This is a genomic window from Solwaraspora sp. WMMD791, from assembly GCF_029581195.1.
Classification (GTDB): domain Bacteria; phylum Actinomycetota; class Actinomycetes; order Mycobacteriales; family Micromonosporaceae; genus Micromonospora_E.
In genome coordinates this window covers 6,097,381-6,113,424 of record NZ_CP120737.1, presented here as the reverse complement: position 1 = coordinate 6,113,424, position 16,044 = coordinate 6,097,381, and the positions used below count along the sequence as shown (strand labels likewise).

Sequence of the window (16,044 nt, the reverse complement as noted above, 5' to 3'; positions counted from 1 at the left end):
GGCGATGCGCCGCCCGGCCGGGGGCCGGTCGTCGAGGAGCACGGTCAGTGGAACACGATGGCCCGACCGCTGGCGATGCTCGCCCGGCACGCCTCGTGCAGAGTGAGCCAGGTCTGCGTCTCGACCGCATAGTCGGCGTCGTCGGGCAGGGCGAACAACCGGGCCGCCTCGGTGTCCGGCAGGTCACCGGCCGGGTCGAGCCGGACGCCGAGCGCCCCCGCGCAGCGCCGCAGCTCGGCGAGCAGGCCCTGACTCGACCCGACGATGCCGCCGCCGGCGACCCCGGTCTCGGCCGGCAGGAACAGCGGGTCACCGAAGTCGACCGGGACGTAGTAGCCGGCGCTGTCGGAGTGGCACAGCAGGTGCGACTCCAGCAGCGCCGCCTGATCGTCGATGAGCTCCCGGTCGGCGGCGAGCCCACCGGCGTCGGTGACCGGGGTGACCGGTGTCGCCGCATCCACCAGGGCCAGCACCCGCCGCAGCTGGTGCAGACCGACGGTGGGAAAACCGCGCAGGTGCGGCCGGGTCGACGGCACCGCCACCTCGTAGGGCTCCTGCCAGGCGACGCCCTCGGCAGTCAGCGCGGTGCTCAACTCGTCGAGGGCGGCGCGGCTGCGCGCCGCCCCCTCATCGTCGATGCCGGACAGTGCCGTGGTGATGCCGACCGTTACCGCGAGACTCATGCGGGGCAGGGTAGCCGGACCGTCCGACAGGCCGTCAGTCAGCAGGTGGCGAGCATGCCGGACAGGGCGGACTTCTCCGCGCTGTCCACGGTCAGCCCGTAGTACCACTTCACCTGGATCCAGGCGCGGGCGTACGTGCAGCGGAACGACGCCAGCGGCGGCTGCCAGTCGGCCGGATCCTTGTCACCCTTGGCCTGGTTGACGTTGTCGGTCACCGCCCACAGCTCCGGCCCGCCGAGGTCGTTGGCGTACGCCTGCCGCCGGGCGGTGGTCCAGGCGTGGGCACCGGAGCGCCACGCCTCGGCCAGCGGCACCATGTGGTCGATGTCGACGTCGGAGGCGGCGGTCCAGGTGGCCCCGTCGAACGGGCTGTACCAGGTGCCGGAGGTCGCGGCGCAACTGCTGTTGACCACCACGTTCGTGCCGTCACGCTTGAGCACCTGCTCGCGGGTGTTGCAGGAACCCGTGATCGTGATCCAGTGCGGGAACAGCGACCGGTCGTAACTGGACTGGTTCGTCTCGGCGGCGACGGTCAGCGAGTTCAGCCGGCTCACCGCGGTGCTGTAGGACGGGATGTTCGGCGGAGTGGCCTGGGCGGGGACGGTGGTCAGGGTGAGGGCGACGAGGGCGGCGACCGTCGCGGCGACGGCGGCGCTGATGGTACGGCGGGCCATGCGGGGCTCCCGGTGTCGCTGCCCGCCGCGGCCGGGTCGGGTGCTCCAGCCTGGGGGTACGGCGAGCAGGTCGATGCCGGGAATCTAAGCCGCTCAATCGCCATGATCAAGACTGTTCGATGAACGTGACGTAAAGTCCAGCGCTCGAACGGGGTGGCTCTATCGTTGTCGGCGTGCCGAGCCGCCCCGCCCTCTCCGGTCCGCCGCCGACGCCGCCCCGACTCGCGGTGGGGTGCGCGATGTGGACGCACAAGTCCTGGCAGGGCCGGTTGATCGCGCACCCGCTACCGCCGGCCGAGCGGCTGCGCCACTACGCCGCCTGGTGCACCGCTGTCGAGGGCAACACCACCTTCTACGCCACCCCGACCCGGGAGACCGTCGCGACCTGGGCGACGCAGACCGACCCGGACTTCCGCTTCGTCCTCAAACTGCCGAGAACCGTCACCCACGAACACCGGCTCACCGACGCCGACGCGCCGTTGACCGCTTTCCTCGACGCGATCGCGCCACTCGGACCGCGTACCCATGCGCTCTGGGCCCAACTGCCGGCGTCGTTCGGTCCCGACGACGTGCCGACCCTCGCCCGGTTCCTGCGCCGCCTGCCCCGCGACCACCGGTACGCCGTCGAGGTCCGCCACCCGGCGTTCTTCACCGACCCTGCCGCGACCCGGCGGCTCGAGCAGGTGCTCGCCGACGCAGCCGCCGAATGGGTGCCGTTCGACACCACGACGTTCTTCGCCACCGGGCCGACCAGCGACGCCGAACGCGACGCCTGGGTCAAGAAGCCGCGCACGCCGCTGCGCACCCGGGCGTTGACCGACCGGCCGATCGTGCGCTACCTCGGCCGCGACGACGTCGAGCAGACCGTGGCCGGCTGGCGCCGCTGGGTCGAGGCGTCGGTGTCCTGGCTGCGGCAGGGCCGCTCGCCCACGGTGTTCATCCACACCCCGGACAACGCCGACGCGCCGACGCTGGCCCGTCGTTTCCACGACGAGGTACGGGCAGAACTACCGCAGCTCGCCGCGCTGCCCGAGCCGATCCCGGCGCAGCCGCTGACCCTGTTCTGACCGACGCTTGACGGCGCCTGGTCCCGGAAGCGGAGGATGGGCTGATGCCAGTCGTCGAAGCGGTGGTCACCGTCCCCGTACCGCCGGATCTCGCCTTCGCGGTGTCCCAGACCACCACGCCGGTACGGCACCGCTGGGATCCGTTCATCCGCACACAGCACTTCGTCGACGGTGCCACCCGCCCCGGCAAGGGCGTCCGCACCTTCACCCGGTCCCGGCACGGCCTGACGATGATCAGCGAGTACGTCTCCTACGCGCCGCCGACCAACGTCGGCATGAAGATGGTGCGTGGTCCGTGGTTCTTCGAGATGTTCGCCGGCGGCTGGCGGTTCGCCCCGGCACCCGAGCCCGGTCACACCGTCGCGACCTGGCGCTACAGCTTCCGCTGCCGACCGGCGCCGCTGCGCCCGCTCGCCGACCGGATCGGGATCTGGCTGCTGGGCCGCGACATTCGCCGCCGGATCGCCGGATACGCGGCCGGGTGTACGGACCCGGAGGTGGTCGCCGCCGCCCGCCGGACGCTGACCCGGTGACACTCGCCAGCCGGTTCTACGGTGGGGCGCGACATCGAATCGACGATCGGAGGCAACGTGACAGCCCCGCCCGCACCGGCAGCGCCGACCGCGTCGCACGCACCAGCCGGCCCGGCCACCCGACCCTGGCTCCGTCGGTTGCTGCCGCACCTGGTCTGGGAGGCACTGCTGTTGCTCCTGGTGCTGGCAGTGGCCGCTTTGATCGCGGCGCGCGCCGACGTGCTCGGCAACCCCGGACTGCTGTTCAACATCGCCGGTCTCGGCCTGCTCGCCACCGGACTGGCGCTGTCGCTGCGGACCGGCACACCGAACCTGGCTGCCCCCGCCCTCGCCAGCCTCAGCGGCGTCAGCTACGTGGCGTTGCTCGACGCCGGCTGGTCGATGGTGCCCGCTGCCGCCGTCGGGGTCATCGTGGTCGTGACATGCGGCCTGATCCTGGGCCTGATCACCGGCCTGACCTCGGTGCCCGCCTGGGCGGTCTCGGTGGCCGGCCTGGCCGGTGCCGCAGCGGTCGTCCTCGCCGTCACCGACGGTCAACACATCGTCATCCGAAACGCCGGCGCCCCGACCACCGGGGTCGCGACCGTCTGGCTGCTGCTGTTCGGCGTCACGACGCTCGGCGGAGCGCTGCTCTGGCAGGTGCCGGCGGTCCGCGCTCTGCTGTCAGCCAACCGTTCCGACGGCGCGCCCGGTGGCTGGAGCGCCCGGCGGCTGGTCGGTGCTGTCGTCGGTTTCGCCGGCTCCAGCCTGCTCGCCGCGTTGAGCGGCCTGGTGGTGGCGACGAGCATGCGGGCGGCTGGTCCCACCGGGGCGGATCTGTCACGGCTGGCACTCGGCCTGGCGGTGGTGCTGCTCGGTGGCGTCAGTGCGTTCGGCCGACGCGGTGGGATCGCCGGGACGCTGTTGGCGACCATCCTGCTGGTGCTGGTCAGCACCGCACTCGCCGTGGAGGACGCCCCTATCTGGATCTCCATCGGGCTGGTGCCGGCGGTGGCGATCACCATCGGGCTGCTCGTCGGGCGACTTCTCGACTTCCTGTCCGGCCCGGAGCCGGCCGGCCCGGTACCGGGCCGGTGACACGGTCGATGGGCCGGACCCCGTACCCGGGGTCCGGCCCATCGACGTTTCTGCTGCGGTGTCGGGTCGGCTGTTGCGGTCAGCTGTTCCAGTGCTGGGCGACGAGCTCGGCGGCCTGGGTCTCCCACTGGGCGTAGTGGAACGGGTACGCCGACACCTGCACCGCCTGGGCGGCCTCGGTCAGCGGCATGTCCTGCCAGCCGTCGACGGCCTTGAGGCCGTTGAGGAACGCGGTGGTCGAGTACTCCACGTCGGTGATCTGCTCCACCGTGCCCCAGCCCGACGACGGCCGCTGCTGGAACAGGCCCTGCGAGTCGTGGTCGTTACGGTCACCCAGGTGGCCCAGGTTCTCCAGCTTCGACTCCTGCAGGGCGGTGGCGATCGCGACCACCGCGGCACGCTCGTCCATGCCGGCCTTCTTCGTGGCGGCGATGATGCCCTTGACGTTGTCGGTCTGCTCGCCGGACAGGGTGATCCGGGACTGCTCGCCCTGCACGCCGTGCGGGATCAGCGTGCTCGAGTCGACGCCGCTGCCGCTGTCGCTGGCCGCGGCCGCCGAGGCGGGTGCGGCCAGAGCGGTGGGGGCGTGGTCGGCGGCCAGGGCGGGGGCGGCGATCGCCCCGCCGGCGAGGGTGAGACCGGCGATGCCCAGGGCGGTGTTGCGCAGGCTGGTGGCCAGGGTACGGCTGATGATCGTGGCCATAAGGGGGGTCCACCTTCCGTTTTCCGAGGGGGCACACCCCTCACCCGGCCCCTGCAACGGGCGGGTGGTGCGTGGGGTGTGCGGTAAACGGTCATCCGGGTGGTACCGGGTACATCCGCTGACACGGGCAGTCTCGCCGCGCGGGGCGCTCCGTCGGCCATATGGCCGCTCCGTCGGCCGTACCGGCGGGATGTGTGTTTCTCGGGCCGGCACTGTCGGGCGCTGCCTTCTGCGCGTCGCGACCACGTACAACCACGCCGACCGGCCGGCCATTCCCCGCCGGGACCCGGCCCAACGGCCCGGGTGCCGGCTCTGTCCACGGCCCGGGTGCCAGCCCGGGGTGCCGGCGGAGCCGGGGACGATCCAGCGCGGGCCCTGACCGGCCCCGGCAGGCCTACCCGTTCCACCCGGCCCGGGCGTCCTGGCGAACCGGTACTGCGGTAGAGCAGTATTCCTCAGAGGAATAATCATTCCTCTGAGGAATATCGTTCGGACAGTTGTCCCTGTGTGGCGCCCGGTCCGTCACGGTCGGTGACGTGGCGGGCCGCATGGCCACTGGAGCCGCAGGCGGCGGCTGCCTGCGGGCCGAGATGTCGGCCGCCGTGCCGCTGGGCACGCCAGGCGGGCGGACCTGCCGTGAACGCGCGGCCGGGTAGGCGACCCGAGGCGACCGGTCGCTGGCTACTGCGCGGCCCGGACCATGCACAACGACCCGGCCCGACCGATCATTCCGGCGGGGCAGGCCCGGCGGATCATCCCGGGGCCGGCGGCCGGCGCAGGGTCGCGTACGCCAGCGGCAACGGGTCGGGTTGACCGTCCCAGCGGCCGGTGAGCGCCGCACCGTCCGTACCGCTGCCCAGTGGCTCCGTCTGGCCGGGACGGCGGACCAAGAGTAGTTCGACCATCAGCGTCACGATAGTGGTTATTTCCGAGCACCGAGTGCTCGCAGGTGCCGATCAGCCACTCGTCCGCGCCGGGCAGCGCCGCGTCCCGGTAGGTCAGCGGGACCTGGAGAATCGGCCCCTGCCCGGCCCGGACCAGGATGGTCTCGATGCCGACCTGCCCCGCCGGGTCGTCGAAGCGGTACGCCGCGACCCGGGTCAGTTCACCCGCGCCCAACCCCCGGGACCAGTCCCGGCCGGGTAGTCAGTTCGCCAGCAACTCGAGTTTGGTCGGCCGCAGGTCCGCCCGGTACGGCAACGCCATGGGCCGACGGTAGGCGTTCGCCCCGCTGGGTCAGGCCCACGGGTCGAAGGGGATGCCGGCCGGTTTCGACCTGCTCAGTAGGTTGCGGAACCGGTCGTCCTGATCGGTGATCTTGATGCTGGCGGAGCCGAAGTTGGCGGTCATCAGCCGGTCCCGCAGCGCGGTGCTGGGCCAGCCGTTCCAGTCGACGATCGGCGGGTACCGCCAGGTGCCGTAGTGGTTCTCCGGCGGGTCGTCGTTGCTGTTGGCCAGTCGGAAGTTGTGCGAGCCGAAGGCGCCTTCCTTGTGGTAGACGACCTTCGGGTGGGTGCCGTCGAAGCGCACCGAGGAGCGCGGATAGGTCTCCACCTCGCCGTGCACGGTACGGGACACGAAGTCGACCTGGTGCGCGGCCTGGTTGACCCAAGAGACGACGTGCTCCCAGTCGTGCCGGTGACCGCAGCAGCCCTGCACGGTCTGGTCCTTCTCGAAGTAGCTCGCGTACACGACGGCGCACCAGCCGTTGTTGCACTTGGACCGGGCGTACGTCTGGGTCCGGTCGAGGTCCTCCCGGTCCCGGCAGTTCCCGTTGACCGCGCCGGTGGTGTTCAGCCCGCCGTTGAGGGTGCCGTCGGGGGCGATCGCCGCCACCGGGTAGCACCCGTCCCCGTCGTAGTCGTAGGCCGGAGAGAAGGTCAGCTCGTAGCCGCCGGCGGACTGGGGCAGGTTGGGCAGGTTCGCGGCCCGTGCGGCGGTGGCGGGAGCAATTACCAGCACAGTGGACAAGGCGGCGGCCCCGATCCAGTTCCGGCTGCGGATCGCCGTACGGGACGGGGTGGTGACGTGACGCAAGACGGCCTCCCTGAATGACCGAGGTGACCAGCGTATTGTGGTCGACTTCGATATCCAAGGAGTTGACTATCGATGGCCGTACGGTGCACAGCTGAGCGATGACTCAGACTGGGCGTGGCGCCACCCGGTCGGTGTGGCCGAGGCTGAGATCGGGCGCGATGCGGTCCCGGACCAGTCGCTTCAGCTCCGGGATGTCCGGGAAGCCGGTCTCCGCGCGCGACCAGATCGTCTCGCCGTCAAGCCGGACCTCGAAGATCCCGCCGGTGCCCGGCACCAGGGCCACCTCGCCGAGTCGCAGCGCGAAGGTGGTGAGCAGCTCCTGCGCCGTCCACGCCGCCCGCAGCATCCAGCGACACTGCGTGCAGTACTCGATCTCCAGCCGGGGCTGTTTCTTGGTGGTCACCAACCGAGTATGCCTGCGCCGACCACCGGGGCGGCAAACTTGGTGCCATGGGTGACGACCGCGACGACCTCGACCTCGACCGGGCCCTCGATTCGGTCGGCCCCCGGCTGCGGGCGCTGCGCAAGCGGCGCGGCACGACGCTCGCCGAGCTGTCGGCCGCCACCGGCATCTCGGTGAGCACCCTGTCCCGGCTGGAGTCCGGTGCCCGCCGCCCCACCCTCGAACTGCTGCTACCCCTCGCCCGCGCGCACGGGGTGAGCCTGGACGAGCTGGTCGACGCGCCACCGACCGGCGACCCACGGATCCACCTGCGGCCGGTCACCCGGCACGGGATGACCATGCTGCCGCTGAGCCGCCGGGCCGGCGGCATCCAGGCGTACAAGTTGATCATCCCGCCGCGCAGCCCGCGCCGGGTCCCGGACCTGAAGACCCACGAAGGCTACGAATGGCTGTACGTCCTCGACGGGCGGCTGCGCGTCCTGCTCGGCGAGCACGACCTGATCCTCTCCCCCGGTGAGGCGGCGGAGTTCGACACCCGGGTGCCACACTGGTTCGGCGCGGTCGGTGACGAGCCGGTCGAATTCCTCAGCCTCTTCGGCCAGCAGGGCGAGCGCGCCCATCTGCGCGCCCGCCCCAAGGCCACCAGCGCCGGCTGATCAGCTGGCACAGATGCCGTACGCGAACAGGGTCCACGGCAGTGGTGCCCCCACCGTGCTGGCCCGGGTCGCCACCGTGTCGGTGCCGATCGCGTGCACCAGGTCGAGGTAGACCTGACCGCTGCCCGGCGACACCGCACCGCCCAGCCCGTACAGCGCGGTGCCGGCCGGGCAGTCTCCGCTGATGCTCTTCGACCCGGGCGCGCTCGGCGGGTTGGCGAAGCTGACCCGCTGGACCCCGGTGACGGTGGCGCAGACCGCGAACGCGGTCACCGACCAGCCGACCGGCGCGGTTCCGGGCACCACCGTGCCGCGCACGGTGACCGAGGTCAGGCCCGCCGACGGCACGACGTGGTCGAGGACGACGTCGCCGAAGCCGTCGTTGATCCGACCACCGGCGCCGATCACCGTCTTGTTGCCGCAGGAGACCGTGGCGACCTGGGTGTTCGGCGCCTGGGTGAACGACACCACGTCCCAGCCGGGCGGGGCCGGGGCGCACATCGCCTCGGCGGTCAGCGCCCAGTTGCCGGCGTCCGGGTGCACCTCCCGCATCCGGGCGACGAACCCGCTGCCGTTGTTCAACGGCTCCAGCCGGTCCAGCGACAGCAGTCCCAGGTGCGACCCGGCCGGCGCGGTCAGGTAGCCGCCTCCGCCGGTGACCACCGTGCCGGCCGGGCAGGACACCGTCATGTTCTTGTCGGCGCTGGTGCTCGCCGAGGTGGCACCGACCCGGACCAGACCCGGCGGGTCGGCGGCGGCCGGCCCCGCCGGGCCGAGTCCGATGCCGACAGCGCCGACCAGTACGGCGGCCGCGACCCCGGCCCGCATCGATTCGATCAGTTTCACGATTCCCCCAACTCTGCTGGTGCGTACGGCCGGGCTGGCCGACGCCGCCTCAGAGTGGACGGTGCCGCTTGGCGTCGGCTATGCGACCGCTTGGCACCGCGCCCGCCCGACCGCGACGACAATTGCCCGGTCGGAAGGGGTGGTCACCGCCGATGAGGTTTCGCATCCTCGGCCCGGTCGAGGTGGTCGTCGACGGTCGGGCGCTGCCCGTCAACCGGCCGCAGGAGCGGGCCGTGCTGGCCGTACTGGCACTCGACGCGGACCGGGTCGTGCCGGCCGGCCGCCTCGTCGCCGCGCTCTGGGGTGACCGGCCGCCACCCAGCGCCCGCACCCAGGTGCAGGTCTGTGTGTCGCGGATCCGGGCAGCGCTGCGCGACGCCGGGCTCGACCCGGCACTGTCCACCGTGGCTGGCGGTTACCGGCTCGCGGTCGACGGCGGCTGCGACTACACCGAGTTCACCGGCTGCGTACGGCGGGCCCGGTCGGCCAGCGCCGCCGGGGCGTACGCGGTGGCCGCCACGACGCTGCGCCAGGGTCTCGCCCTGTGGCGGGGCAGCCCGCTGACCGGGGCGGCCGGGGCGTTCGTCGACGCGGCGGCCGCCACACTGGACGCCGAACGGCTCGACGCCCAGGAGCTGTTGGCCGACGCGGAGCTGGCCCAGGGGCGGTACGCGGCGGCGGTCGACCTGCTCACCCCGCTGGCCGCCGCGCATCCGCTGCGGGAAGGTCTGGTCGGGGCGCTGATGCTCGCGCTGGCCGGGCACGGCCAGCAGGCGCAGGCGTTGGCGCTGTACGAACGGACCCGGAGCCGGCTGTGCGAGGAGCTCGGCGTCGCCCCCGGTGACCAGCTGACCCGGGCGCATCTGCGGGTGCTGCGGCAGGAGCTGCCCGAGCAGCAGGCGACGCCAGCGAGGCAGGTGACCCGGCCGGCGCCGGCGACGCCGACCACGGGTACGCCGACGCCCGCCCAGCTGCCGGCCGGCATTCCCATGTTCAGCGGACGGCGCGACGCGCTCGCCGCGCTGGACGCGCTGCTGCCGGCCGATCCGACCGACGCCCCGACCACGGTGGTGATCTCGGCGATCGGTGGCACCGCCGGGGTCGGCAAGACGGCCCTCGCGGTGCACTGGATGCACCGGGTCGCACACCGGTTCCCCGACGGGCAGCTCTACGTGAACCTGCGCGGCTTCGACCCGGACGGGCGCGGCGCCGCCACCGGTGAGGTGCTGCGCGGTTTCCTCGCCGCGCTGGGCGTGCACCCGCACCGGGTACCGGCCGACGCCGACCAGCAGGCCGGCCTGTACCGCAGCCTGATGGCCGGGCGGCGGATGGCGGTGCTGCTGGACAACGCCCGCGACGCCGAACAGGTGCGTCCGTTGCTGCCCGGTGCGCCCGGCTGCCTCGTGCTGGTCACCAGCCGGGACCGGCTCACCGGGCTGGTCGTCGCCGAAGGTGCCCGTACGCTGCCGTTGGACCTGCTCACCGTCGCCGAGTGCCGGCAGCTGCTCGCCAGCCGGGTCGGCCCGGACCGGGTGGCGGCCGAGCCCGCCGCCGTCGACGACATCGTGCACGCCTGCGCCCGGTTGCCGCTGGCGTTGGCGGTCGTCGCCGCCCGGATCGCCGCCACCCCCGGTACCCCGTTGGCCGACCACGCCGACGAGCTGCGGGAGACACCGGCGGCTTTGACGCCGTTCACGGCGGCGGATCCACGCACCGACGTACGGGCGGTCTTCTCCTGGTCGTACCGCACTCTGGACCCGCCGGCCGCCCGGCTGTTCCGCCTGTTGGGCCTGCATCCGGGCCCGGAGGTGTCGGTCGCGGCGGCGGCGAGCCTCGCCGGGGAGCCGGTGCCGGCGGTACGCCCGCTGCTGGCGGCGCTGGTCGAGGCGAACCTGCTCACGCAGCGCCGCCTGGGCCGGTTCGACCAGCACGACCTGCTACGGGCGTACGCGCGGGAACTGGCCGTCGCGGTCGACTCCGCCGACGACCGGGACGCGGCGGCCCGCCGGCTGCTGGACCACTGTCTGCACACGGCACACGCCGCCGACCTCGGCATCGACCCGTACCGGTTGGCGACGTCGGCGCCGCTGCCGAAGCCGGACCCGGCGGTGACGGTGCTCGACCACGACGGCCAGCAGGCGGCCCTGGCGTGGCTGCGCACGGAACGGCCGGTGCTGCTCGCCCTGGTGGGGCAGGCCGCCGACACCGGCCACGACTGGTACGCCTGGCAGCTGGCCGCCACCCTGGTCACCTTCCTGGACCGGCAGGGCCACTGGCACGATCTCGCCGCCTGCCAGGCGACTGCGTTGGCCGCCGCCCGCCGGGACCGGTCGGTGGCCGGGCAGGTGCAGGCCCACCGGGGGCTGGCGATCGCGTACACCTGGTGGGGCCGCACCGCCGACGCGCTCGCCGCGTACGGACGCAGCCTGGACCTCAACCGTGAGCTGGGTGACCGGGAGGGACAGGCCGACGCGTACCTCGGGCTCTGCTGGGTGTGTGCCCGCGACGGTGACCTCGACGCGGCGCTGGACCGGGCACGGTCCGCGCTCGCCCTCTACCGGGCGGTCGACTCGCCGGCCGGCCAGGCGAAGGCGCTCAACAACATCGGCTGGTTGCAGGCCCGTCGGGGGGCGTTCGACACGGCGCTGACCTGCTGCACCCAGGCGTTGGAGTTGCACGAGCGGCACGCCAACCGGCACGGGGCGGCGCTGTCCCTCGACAACCTCGGCTACATCCGGCACCAACTGGGCGAGTACGGTGCGGCGGCTGACTGCTACGAGCGAGCGTTGGCGCTGCACCGCCGGCTCGGTGACCGGTACGACGAGGCCGACGTGCTGGTCAACCTGGGTGAGACGCACGACGCCGCCGGGGACCGGGCTGCCGCGCGCACCGCCTGGCGGGCCGCGCTCGACATCTACACCGACCTCGGCCATCCCGACGCCGAGCAGGTCCGCCGCCGCCTCGACGGATGAACCGGTCAGGCTGTCGGCGGCCCGGCGGGACGCGGCCCGGCCGGTGCGGCGAACGTGGCGAGCAGTTGCAGCCGTTCGGCGTCGGCGCTGCCCGGCGCGGCCGTGTAGACGATCAGGATCGGCCCGGACCGGCCCGGCGGGGTGTAGGCGTCCCAGTCCAGCCGCAGGTCGCCGACCAGCGGATGCGGGAACGTCTTGCTGCCGCTGACCGACTCGCGCACGTCGTGGCGGGCCCAGAGCTGGCGGAACTCGTCGCTACGGATGCTGAGGGTGCCGACGATCTCCCGGGCACGCGGGTGCTCCGGGTCGGCGGCGACCGCCGCGCGCAGGAAGCCCAGGTAGTCCAGCACCGTCTCCTGCCAGCCGGGGCAGCGGCCGTGTGCCTGCGCGTGGTCGAACATGTCGATCAGCGCGTTGGTCGGCCCGATGCCCGGGTAAAGGGCGGCGGCCATGGCGTTCCAGGCGAGCAGGTCCAGGTGGCGGCTGACCACCACGGCCGGGGTGTGCAGGCTGTGCAGCAGCCGGCGGGTGCTCTCCGGCACGGTCACCCGGGCGCGGCGGCGCGGTGGCGGCGGCTGCTGTGCCCGGCGGGCCAGGGCCCGCAGGTGGCGGGTCTCCTCGGCGTTGAGCGCGAGGGCGCGGGCGATGCCGGTCAGTACGTCGTCGGAGGGGCGGACGTCGCGGCCCTGCTCCAGCCGTTGGTAGTAGTCGGTGCTCACGCCGGCGAGCAGCGCCAGCTCCTCACGGCGCAGCCCGGCGACCCGACGGCGCGGGCCAGGCGCCAGGCCGATCTCCTCCGGCCGCAGCCGGGACCGCCGCTGGCGTAGGAAGTCGGCCAGCTCGCGGGCGTAGACGGTGCTCGTCACACCATCGAGTGTGCCGGTCGAGGTGCCCCGCAGGGTAGGTCCCGTGGTCCCAGGTTGGTCAGGTCTCTCCGGCGGCACGTCCGGCTACCTAGCGTCGGCGGTCATGCAGGACATACGGAACTGGACCGCAGAGCAGATCCCCGACCAGCACGGTCGCCGCGCGGTGGTGACCGGGGCGAACTCCGGCGTGGGGCGGGTCACCGCGCTGGAGCTGGCCCGGCACGGGGCCGCCGTCGTGCTGGCGGTACGTAACGTGGCGGCCGGCGAGGAGGCAGCCGCCGCGATCCGGCGCGAAGTGCCGGGTGCCGACATCGAGGTGCGTCGACTGGACCTGGCGTCACTCGCCTCGATCCGGTCCTTCGCCGCCGACTTCACCGGCGAGCTCGACCTGCTGGTCAACAACGCCGGACTGGTGCTGACCGGCCCGCGACCGCCGTTGACCGTGGACGGGTTCGACCTGCAGGTGGGCACCAACGCGCTCGGGCCGTACGCGCTGACCGGGCTGCTGCTGGACCGGTTGGCCGCAGGAAAGGAGCCCCGGGTGGTAAGTGTGTCGTCGATCGTTCACAAATGGCGCAATCTGGACCTGGACGACCTGATGATGGAGCGTTCCTACAACGGCAACCGGGCGTACGCGCTGTCGAAGCTGGTCGGCACGATCCTCGGCCTGGAGCTGGACCGGCGGCTGCGGGCCGCCGGGTCGCCGGTCGTCAGCGTGCTCGCCCACCCCGGCATGACCCGCACCAACCTGACCCCGCGCGCGATGGCCGACCGGGGCCGGCTGATGCGGGCCGGCAGCCGGCTGCTGTCGCTGCTGGTCAGCGATGTCGAGTCCGGGGCCCGACCCCAGCTGTACGCGGCGACCGCCCCCGGCGTACGGAGTGGGCAGTTCTTCGGGCCGGGCGGGTTCCAGGAGATCCGTGGCAGGGTCGCCGAGGTGCAGGCCAGCGCACAGGCCCGGGATCCGGGCAACGGTCGCCGGATGTGGGCGGCGGCGGCCCGGCTCACCGGCGTCACGTACCTCTGACGCGGCCCGGCACTCCGGTGCCGGGCGGCGACAGGTAGTGCCGCTCAACATTATTCCTGTGAGGAATAATCATTCCTCACAGGAATACTCTCCAATGCCGCATCTACCCGTCAGCGCCACGCCTCGATGGCGTCAGCGACGTGGCTGTCACCCCGTTCCCGTGCCCGCACGATGATCTCGTCGACCGAGTTTCTGCGGCGTCGGATCAGTTCGACGGCTACGGAGAACACCGCCATCCAGGACGCGTCGGCGAGACGTTCCTTGACCACGTCGATGAAGGCATCACCTGACATCCTGGCCAGGTGGGAGGCGGCGAGGTGCTCCCGGAACGCGGTGTGGGTGAAGGCGAACCATCCCCGCCCGACGTCTCTCAGCACGACGACGCGCGAGGTCAACGCGTGGGCGAGAAGCTCCGTACGTCGACCGTGGCCGGCCCCGTGCAGGTCGTGAACCACCCGGCGGGCCAGGTCGCCGATCTCGTCACCACTGATCACGATGCGGTCGTCTGAACTGGACTGCATGCGGTACGCGACTCGCTCCAGAGCCTCCCGCAGGTCACCGGCGGAGGGTTCAAGGGTGCCCCGGCTGTACTCCCGGAGGTACACCATCTGATTGACGATCTCCTCCATCAGCCCGGTGAAGCCCTCCGCTGCCAGCTGATCGGTATCCGACATCGACAACGCCATCTGCAGTCCCAGCGGGCTCAGCACGGCCGGGTTGTCGGACCGGGGAAAGCCCTCGATGCCGGTCCTACCGAACGAAGCCAGGTAGCTCGCCGCCAGGTCCCGGTCCCACGGTCTGATGCCCACCCGGTCGAAGCCGGGCAGGTCCTCGTGCAACGTGGCGTACGGCCGAGTGGTGACGAGCATCGGCACCTGCGGGTTCTCCGCAGCGAACCGCCGCACCGACGCCACCGTCTCACGACGGGCCCGGTCGACGACCTCGTCCAGACCGTCCAACACCACAAAGACCTGCCCACTTCGCAGCGCAACGTCCAACGTGTCCGGAGTCAACTCGATCCCGTACCGATGGGTAAGGCTGCGCCTGATGAGGGCGGACACGCCGTCGTCGTCACCGGTGCGCCAGTCGCGCAGCAGGACCATGATCGGCAGCGGGCCCTGCTGGTCGCTTAGCCGCCGCTGCGCCGCGCCGTGGCACAGGTGGTTCACCATCGTGGTCTTGCCGGTGCCGCCGGGCGCGACCAGCATGAGCCGACGGCGGGCCGGGAACACGTCGGCGAGCCGGCTCACTCCACTGGCCGGCTCGGCGTGCAGCAGTGGGGTGTCCACGTACAGGTCGGCGGGTCGTAGATGACGCAGGCTCGTTCTCCTGGCAAGTGCGGGCAGCAGGTTCAGCTCGAACTGGAGCTGAGGCAGATAGTCGGTGTTGAGCCGGTTCAGCGACCAGTCGACCATCCGCTCCTGGGCTGCGCGCTGCGAGTCCCGCTGGTCCTCGGCTGCCGCCAACTGCCGGGCACGCAGCCACAACAGGTCATGCATGCGTACGGCGGTGTCGGTCTCGGGCTGCAGGAACGCGTACCCGATCAGTTGGTCGAGGATCTCGTCCGCCAGGTCGGCATCGTCAGCGACCAACGCTCGGACCAGGTCCGGGTTCATCAGCGCCGACGGCGCGAGGCCGAGCAGCCGGTAGCCGCGCGCGACGGCGGGCGGCAGTTCCCGGTACGCCAGGTCGATGCTCGCCTGCACGGAAAGCTCACCGGCGGTGAGCCTCCGCAGCCGGCCCGGACCGGGGTCGCCCAGTCTGCGGGCCAGATCTCCCCAGGTCCAGTGGGGCCGGGCCTTGAGCATGGCGCCGGCGATCCGCAGCGCTAGCGGAAGGTTCCCGGCACAGCCGTTGATCCGTCGCACCTCGACCTGGTCGGCTTCGGTGATCTCACGCATCGCGACGGCGGCCAGCATCGCCGTGGCTTCGTCGTCGGGCAGCCGCCGCAGTGGCAGCAGCCGGACGCCGGGCAGTTCGGCGAGCGGCATCCAGCTCGTGATCAGCACCACCGCGTCGGAATCTCCGGGCAGCAACGGTTCAACCTGCGCGGCGCTGGAGGCGTTGTCGATGACGATCACCGACCGCCGGTCGGCCAGCGCCGACCGGTAGTACGCGGAACGCAGCAGCAGGCCGCTGGGCACCTCGGCCGGCTGCACGCCAAGTTGCACCAGCACACCGCTGAGCAGATCCTCCACCCGGATCGGCTGATCGGTCGACCTGAAGTCGAAGTACAGCTGACAGTCGGGGAATCTGTCGCTCACCTGGTGCGCGAGGTGGATCGCCAGGGCCGATTTTCCCGATCCGGGGAGACCCGCGACGTTGACGACCGTCGGCCGGGTCCCGATGTCCAACCACTGGTTGACGGTAGCGATCTGCGCCGTACGGCCACTGAAATCGGGGGCGGCGAACGGCAGTTGCCGCACCTGCCTCGGCGTTCTCAGCCTGATGGCGACCGGTCCGTAATTGTTTCCGCCGATGTTCAGTTGGACGGCATGGC

16 protein-coding genes and 1 pseudogene are annotated in these 16,044 nt (G+C 72.1%); 7 read left to right on the top strand and 10 right to left on the bottom strand.

Going from position 1 to position 16,044, the window contains the following annotated elements; all coding sequences use genetic code 11:
* Nucleotides 1–44 precede the first annotated feature (44 nt).
* Together O7623_RS27625 and O7623_RS27620 are read right to left on the bottom strand one after the other, a co-directional pair.
* A complete protein-coding gene (locus O7623_RS27625) occupies nt 45–683 on the bottom strand; it encodes a hypothetical protein (RefSeq protein ID WP_282225862.1) in 639 nt (212 codons plus the stop codon).
* A 38-nt stretch (nt 684–721) separates the two neighbouring features.
* Nucleotides 722–1,357: an HNH endonuclease family protein gene (locus tag O7623_RS27620; protein WP_282225861.1), complete on the bottom strand. Its 636-nt coding sequence runs from the start codon at nt 1,355–1,357 to the stop codon at nt 722–724.
* A 239-nt stretch (nt 1,358–1,596) separates the two neighbouring features.
* Between O7623_RS27620 and O7623_RS27615 the strand changes: the two genes are divergently transcribed.
* The 3 genes from O7623_RS27615 to O7623_RS27605 are packed head-to-tail and all read left to right on the top strand — an operon-like array spanning nt 1,597 to nt 4,034.
* Nucleotides 1,597–2,424, top strand: a complete 828-nt coding sequence (locus O7623_RS27615; RefSeq protein WP_282229610.1) for a DUF72 domain-containing protein — start codon at nt 1,597–1,599, stop codon at nt 2,422–2,424.
* A 44-nt stretch (nt 2,425–2,468) separates the two neighbouring features.
* Complete coding sequence (locus tag O7623_RS27610; RefSeq protein WP_282225860.1) at nt 2,469–2,957, top strand: SRPBCC family protein; 489 nt, start codon at nt 2,469–2,471, stop codon at nt 2,955–2,957.
* A 57-nt stretch (nt 2,958–3,014) separates the two neighbouring features.
* Nucleotides 3,015–4,034 carry a hypothetical protein gene (locus tag O7623_RS27605; RefSeq protein ID WP_282225859.1) on the top strand — a complete coding sequence of 340 codons (1,020 nt, stop codon included), beginning with the start codon at nt 3,015–3,017 and terminating at the stop codon, nt 4,032–4,034.
* 79 nt (nt 4,035–4,113) lie between these two features.
* On the opposite strand, the gene O7623_RS27600 is transcribed toward O7623_RS27605, so the two are convergent.
* The 3 genes and pseudogenes from O7623_RS27600 to O7623_RS27590 all read right to left on the bottom strand — a co-directional run.
* The gene (locus O7623_RS27600; protein WP_282229609.1) at nt 4,114–4,713 is read right to left on the bottom strand and encodes a hypothetical protein; all 600 of its coding nucleotides are present in this window, start codon (nt 4,711–4,713) and stop codon (nt 4,114–4,116) included.
* A gap of 776 nt (nt 4,714–5,489) precedes the next feature.
* Nucleotides 5,490–5,642, bottom strand: coding sequence for a hypothetical protein (locus tag O7623_RS27595; RefSeq protein ID WP_282229708.1), 153 nt, complete (start codon nt 5,640–5,642; stop codon nt 5,490–5,492).
* 61 nt (nt 5,643–5,703) lie between these two features.
* A pseudogene (locus O7623_RS27590) lies at nt 5,704–5,856 on the bottom strand (hypothetical protein); the annotation flags it as partial.
* Between O7623_RS27590 and O7623_RS27585 the strand changes: the two are divergent.
* Complete coding sequence (locus O7623_RS27585; RefSeq protein ID WP_282229707.1) at nt 5,789–5,956, top strand: hypothetical protein; 168 nt, start codon at nt 5,789–5,791, stop codon at nt 5,954–5,956. The pseudogene O7623_RS27590 and the gene O7623_RS27585 sit on opposite strands and share 68 nt — an antisense overlap.
* A gap of 17 nt (nt 5,957–5,973) precedes the next feature.
* Here the strand turns inward: O7623_RS27585 and O7623_RS27580 are convergent, their stop codons facing one another.
* The gene (locus tag O7623_RS27580) at nt 5,974–6,774 is read right to left on the bottom strand and encodes an NPP1 family protein (RefSeq protein WP_282225858.1); all 801 of its coding nucleotides are present in this window, start codon (nt 6,772–6,774) and stop codon (nt 5,974–5,976) included.
* A gap of 103 nt (nt 6,775–6,877) precedes the next feature.
* On the bottom strand, nt 6,878–7,177 hold the full coding sequence (locus O7623_RS27575; RefSeq protein ID WP_282225857.1) for a SelT/SelW/SelH family protein: 300 nt from the start codon (nt 7,175–7,177) through the stop codon (nt 6,878–6,880).
* Between the two features lie 47 nt (nt 7,178–7,224).
* Between O7623_RS27575 and O7623_RS27570 the strand changes: the two genes are divergently transcribed.
* Nucleotides 7,225–7,833 (top strand): XRE family transcriptional regulator, encoded by a 609-nt coding sequence (locus O7623_RS27570; RefSeq protein WP_282225856.1) that lies wholly within the window; start codon nt 7,225–7,227, stop codon nt 7,831–7,833.
* Here O7623_RS27570 and O7623_RS27565 read toward each other — a convergent pair whose 3' ends face one another.
* Nucleotides 7,834–8,679 (bottom strand): hypothetical protein, encoded by an 846-nt coding sequence (locus O7623_RS27565; RefSeq protein WP_282225855.1) that lies wholly within the window; start codon nt 8,677–8,679, stop codon nt 7,834–7,836.
* A 152-nt stretch (nt 8,680–8,831) separates the two neighbouring features.
* On the opposite strand from O7623_RS27565, the gene O7623_RS27560 reads away from it, so the two are divergent.
* Entirely contained in the window at nt 8,832–11,651 is a 2,820-nt protein-coding gene (locus O7623_RS27560) for a BTAD domain-containing putative transcriptional regulator (protein WP_282225854.1), read from the top strand.
* Nucleotides 11,652–11,656: 5 nt separating this feature from the next.
* Here the strand turns inward: O7623_RS27560 and O7623_RS27555 are convergent, their stop codons facing one another.
* A complete protein-coding gene (locus tag O7623_RS27555; RefSeq protein ID WP_282225853.1) occupies nt 11,657–12,517 on the bottom strand; it encodes a helix-turn-helix transcriptional regulator in 861 nt (286 codons plus the stop codon).
* A gap of 103 nt (nt 12,518–12,620) precedes the next feature.
* Between O7623_RS27555 and O7623_RS27550 the strand changes: the two genes are divergently transcribed.
* Nucleotides 12,621–13,544, top strand: a complete 924-nt coding sequence (locus O7623_RS27550) for an oxidoreductase (RefSeq protein ID WP_348775112.1) — start codon at nt 12,621–12,623, stop codon at nt 13,542–13,544.
* 110 nt (nt 13,545–13,654) lie between these two features.
* Here the strand turns inward: O7623_RS27550 and O7623_RS27545 are convergent, their stop codons facing one another.
* Nucleotides 13,655–15,970, bottom strand: a complete 2,316-nt coding sequence (locus O7623_RS27545; RefSeq protein ID WP_282225852.1) for an NACHT domain-containing protein — start codon at nt 15,968–15,970, stop codon at nt 13,655–13,657.
* Nucleotides 15,971–16,044 lie beyond the last annotated feature (74 nt).

Bases quoted from the DNA above. Each gene is read 5' to 3' on its own strand.
- O7623_RS27595 (WP_282229708.1), bottom strand. From the start codon at position 5,642: ATGGTCGAACTACTCTTGGTCCGCCGTCCCGGCCAGACGGAGCCACTG.
- O7623_RS27610 (WP_282225860.1), top strand. From the start codon at position 2,469: ATGCCAGTCGTCGAAGCGGTGGTCACCGTCCCCGTACCGCCGGATCTC.
- O7623_RS27570 (WP_282225856.1), top strand. From the start codon at position 7,225: ATGGGTGACGACCGCGACGACCTCGACCTCGACCGGGCCCTCGATTCG.
- O7623_RS27560 (WP_282225854.1), top strand. From the start codon at position 8,832: ATGAGGTTTCGCATCCTCGGCCCGGTCGAGGTGGTCGTCGACGGTCGG.
- O7623_RS27620 (WP_282225861.1), bottom strand. From the start codon at position 1,357: ATGGCCCGCCGTACCATCAGCGCCGCCGTCGCCGCGACGGTCGCCGCC.
- O7623_RS27550 (WP_348775112.1), top strand. From the start codon at position 12,621: ATGCAGGACATACGGAACTGGACCGCAGAGCAGATCCCCGACCAGCAC.
- O7623_RS27615 (WP_282229610.1), top strand. From the start codon at position 1,597: ATGTGGACGCACAAGTCCTGGCAGGGCCGGTTGATCGCGCACCCGCTA.
- O7623_RS27625 (WP_282225862.1), bottom strand. From the start codon at position 683: ATGAGTCTCGCGGTAACGGTCGGCATCACCACGGCACTGTCCGGCATC.
- O7623_RS27585 (WP_282229707.1), top strand. From the start codon at position 5,789: ATGCCGACCTGCCCCGCCGGGTCGTCGAAGCGGTACGCCGCGACCCGG.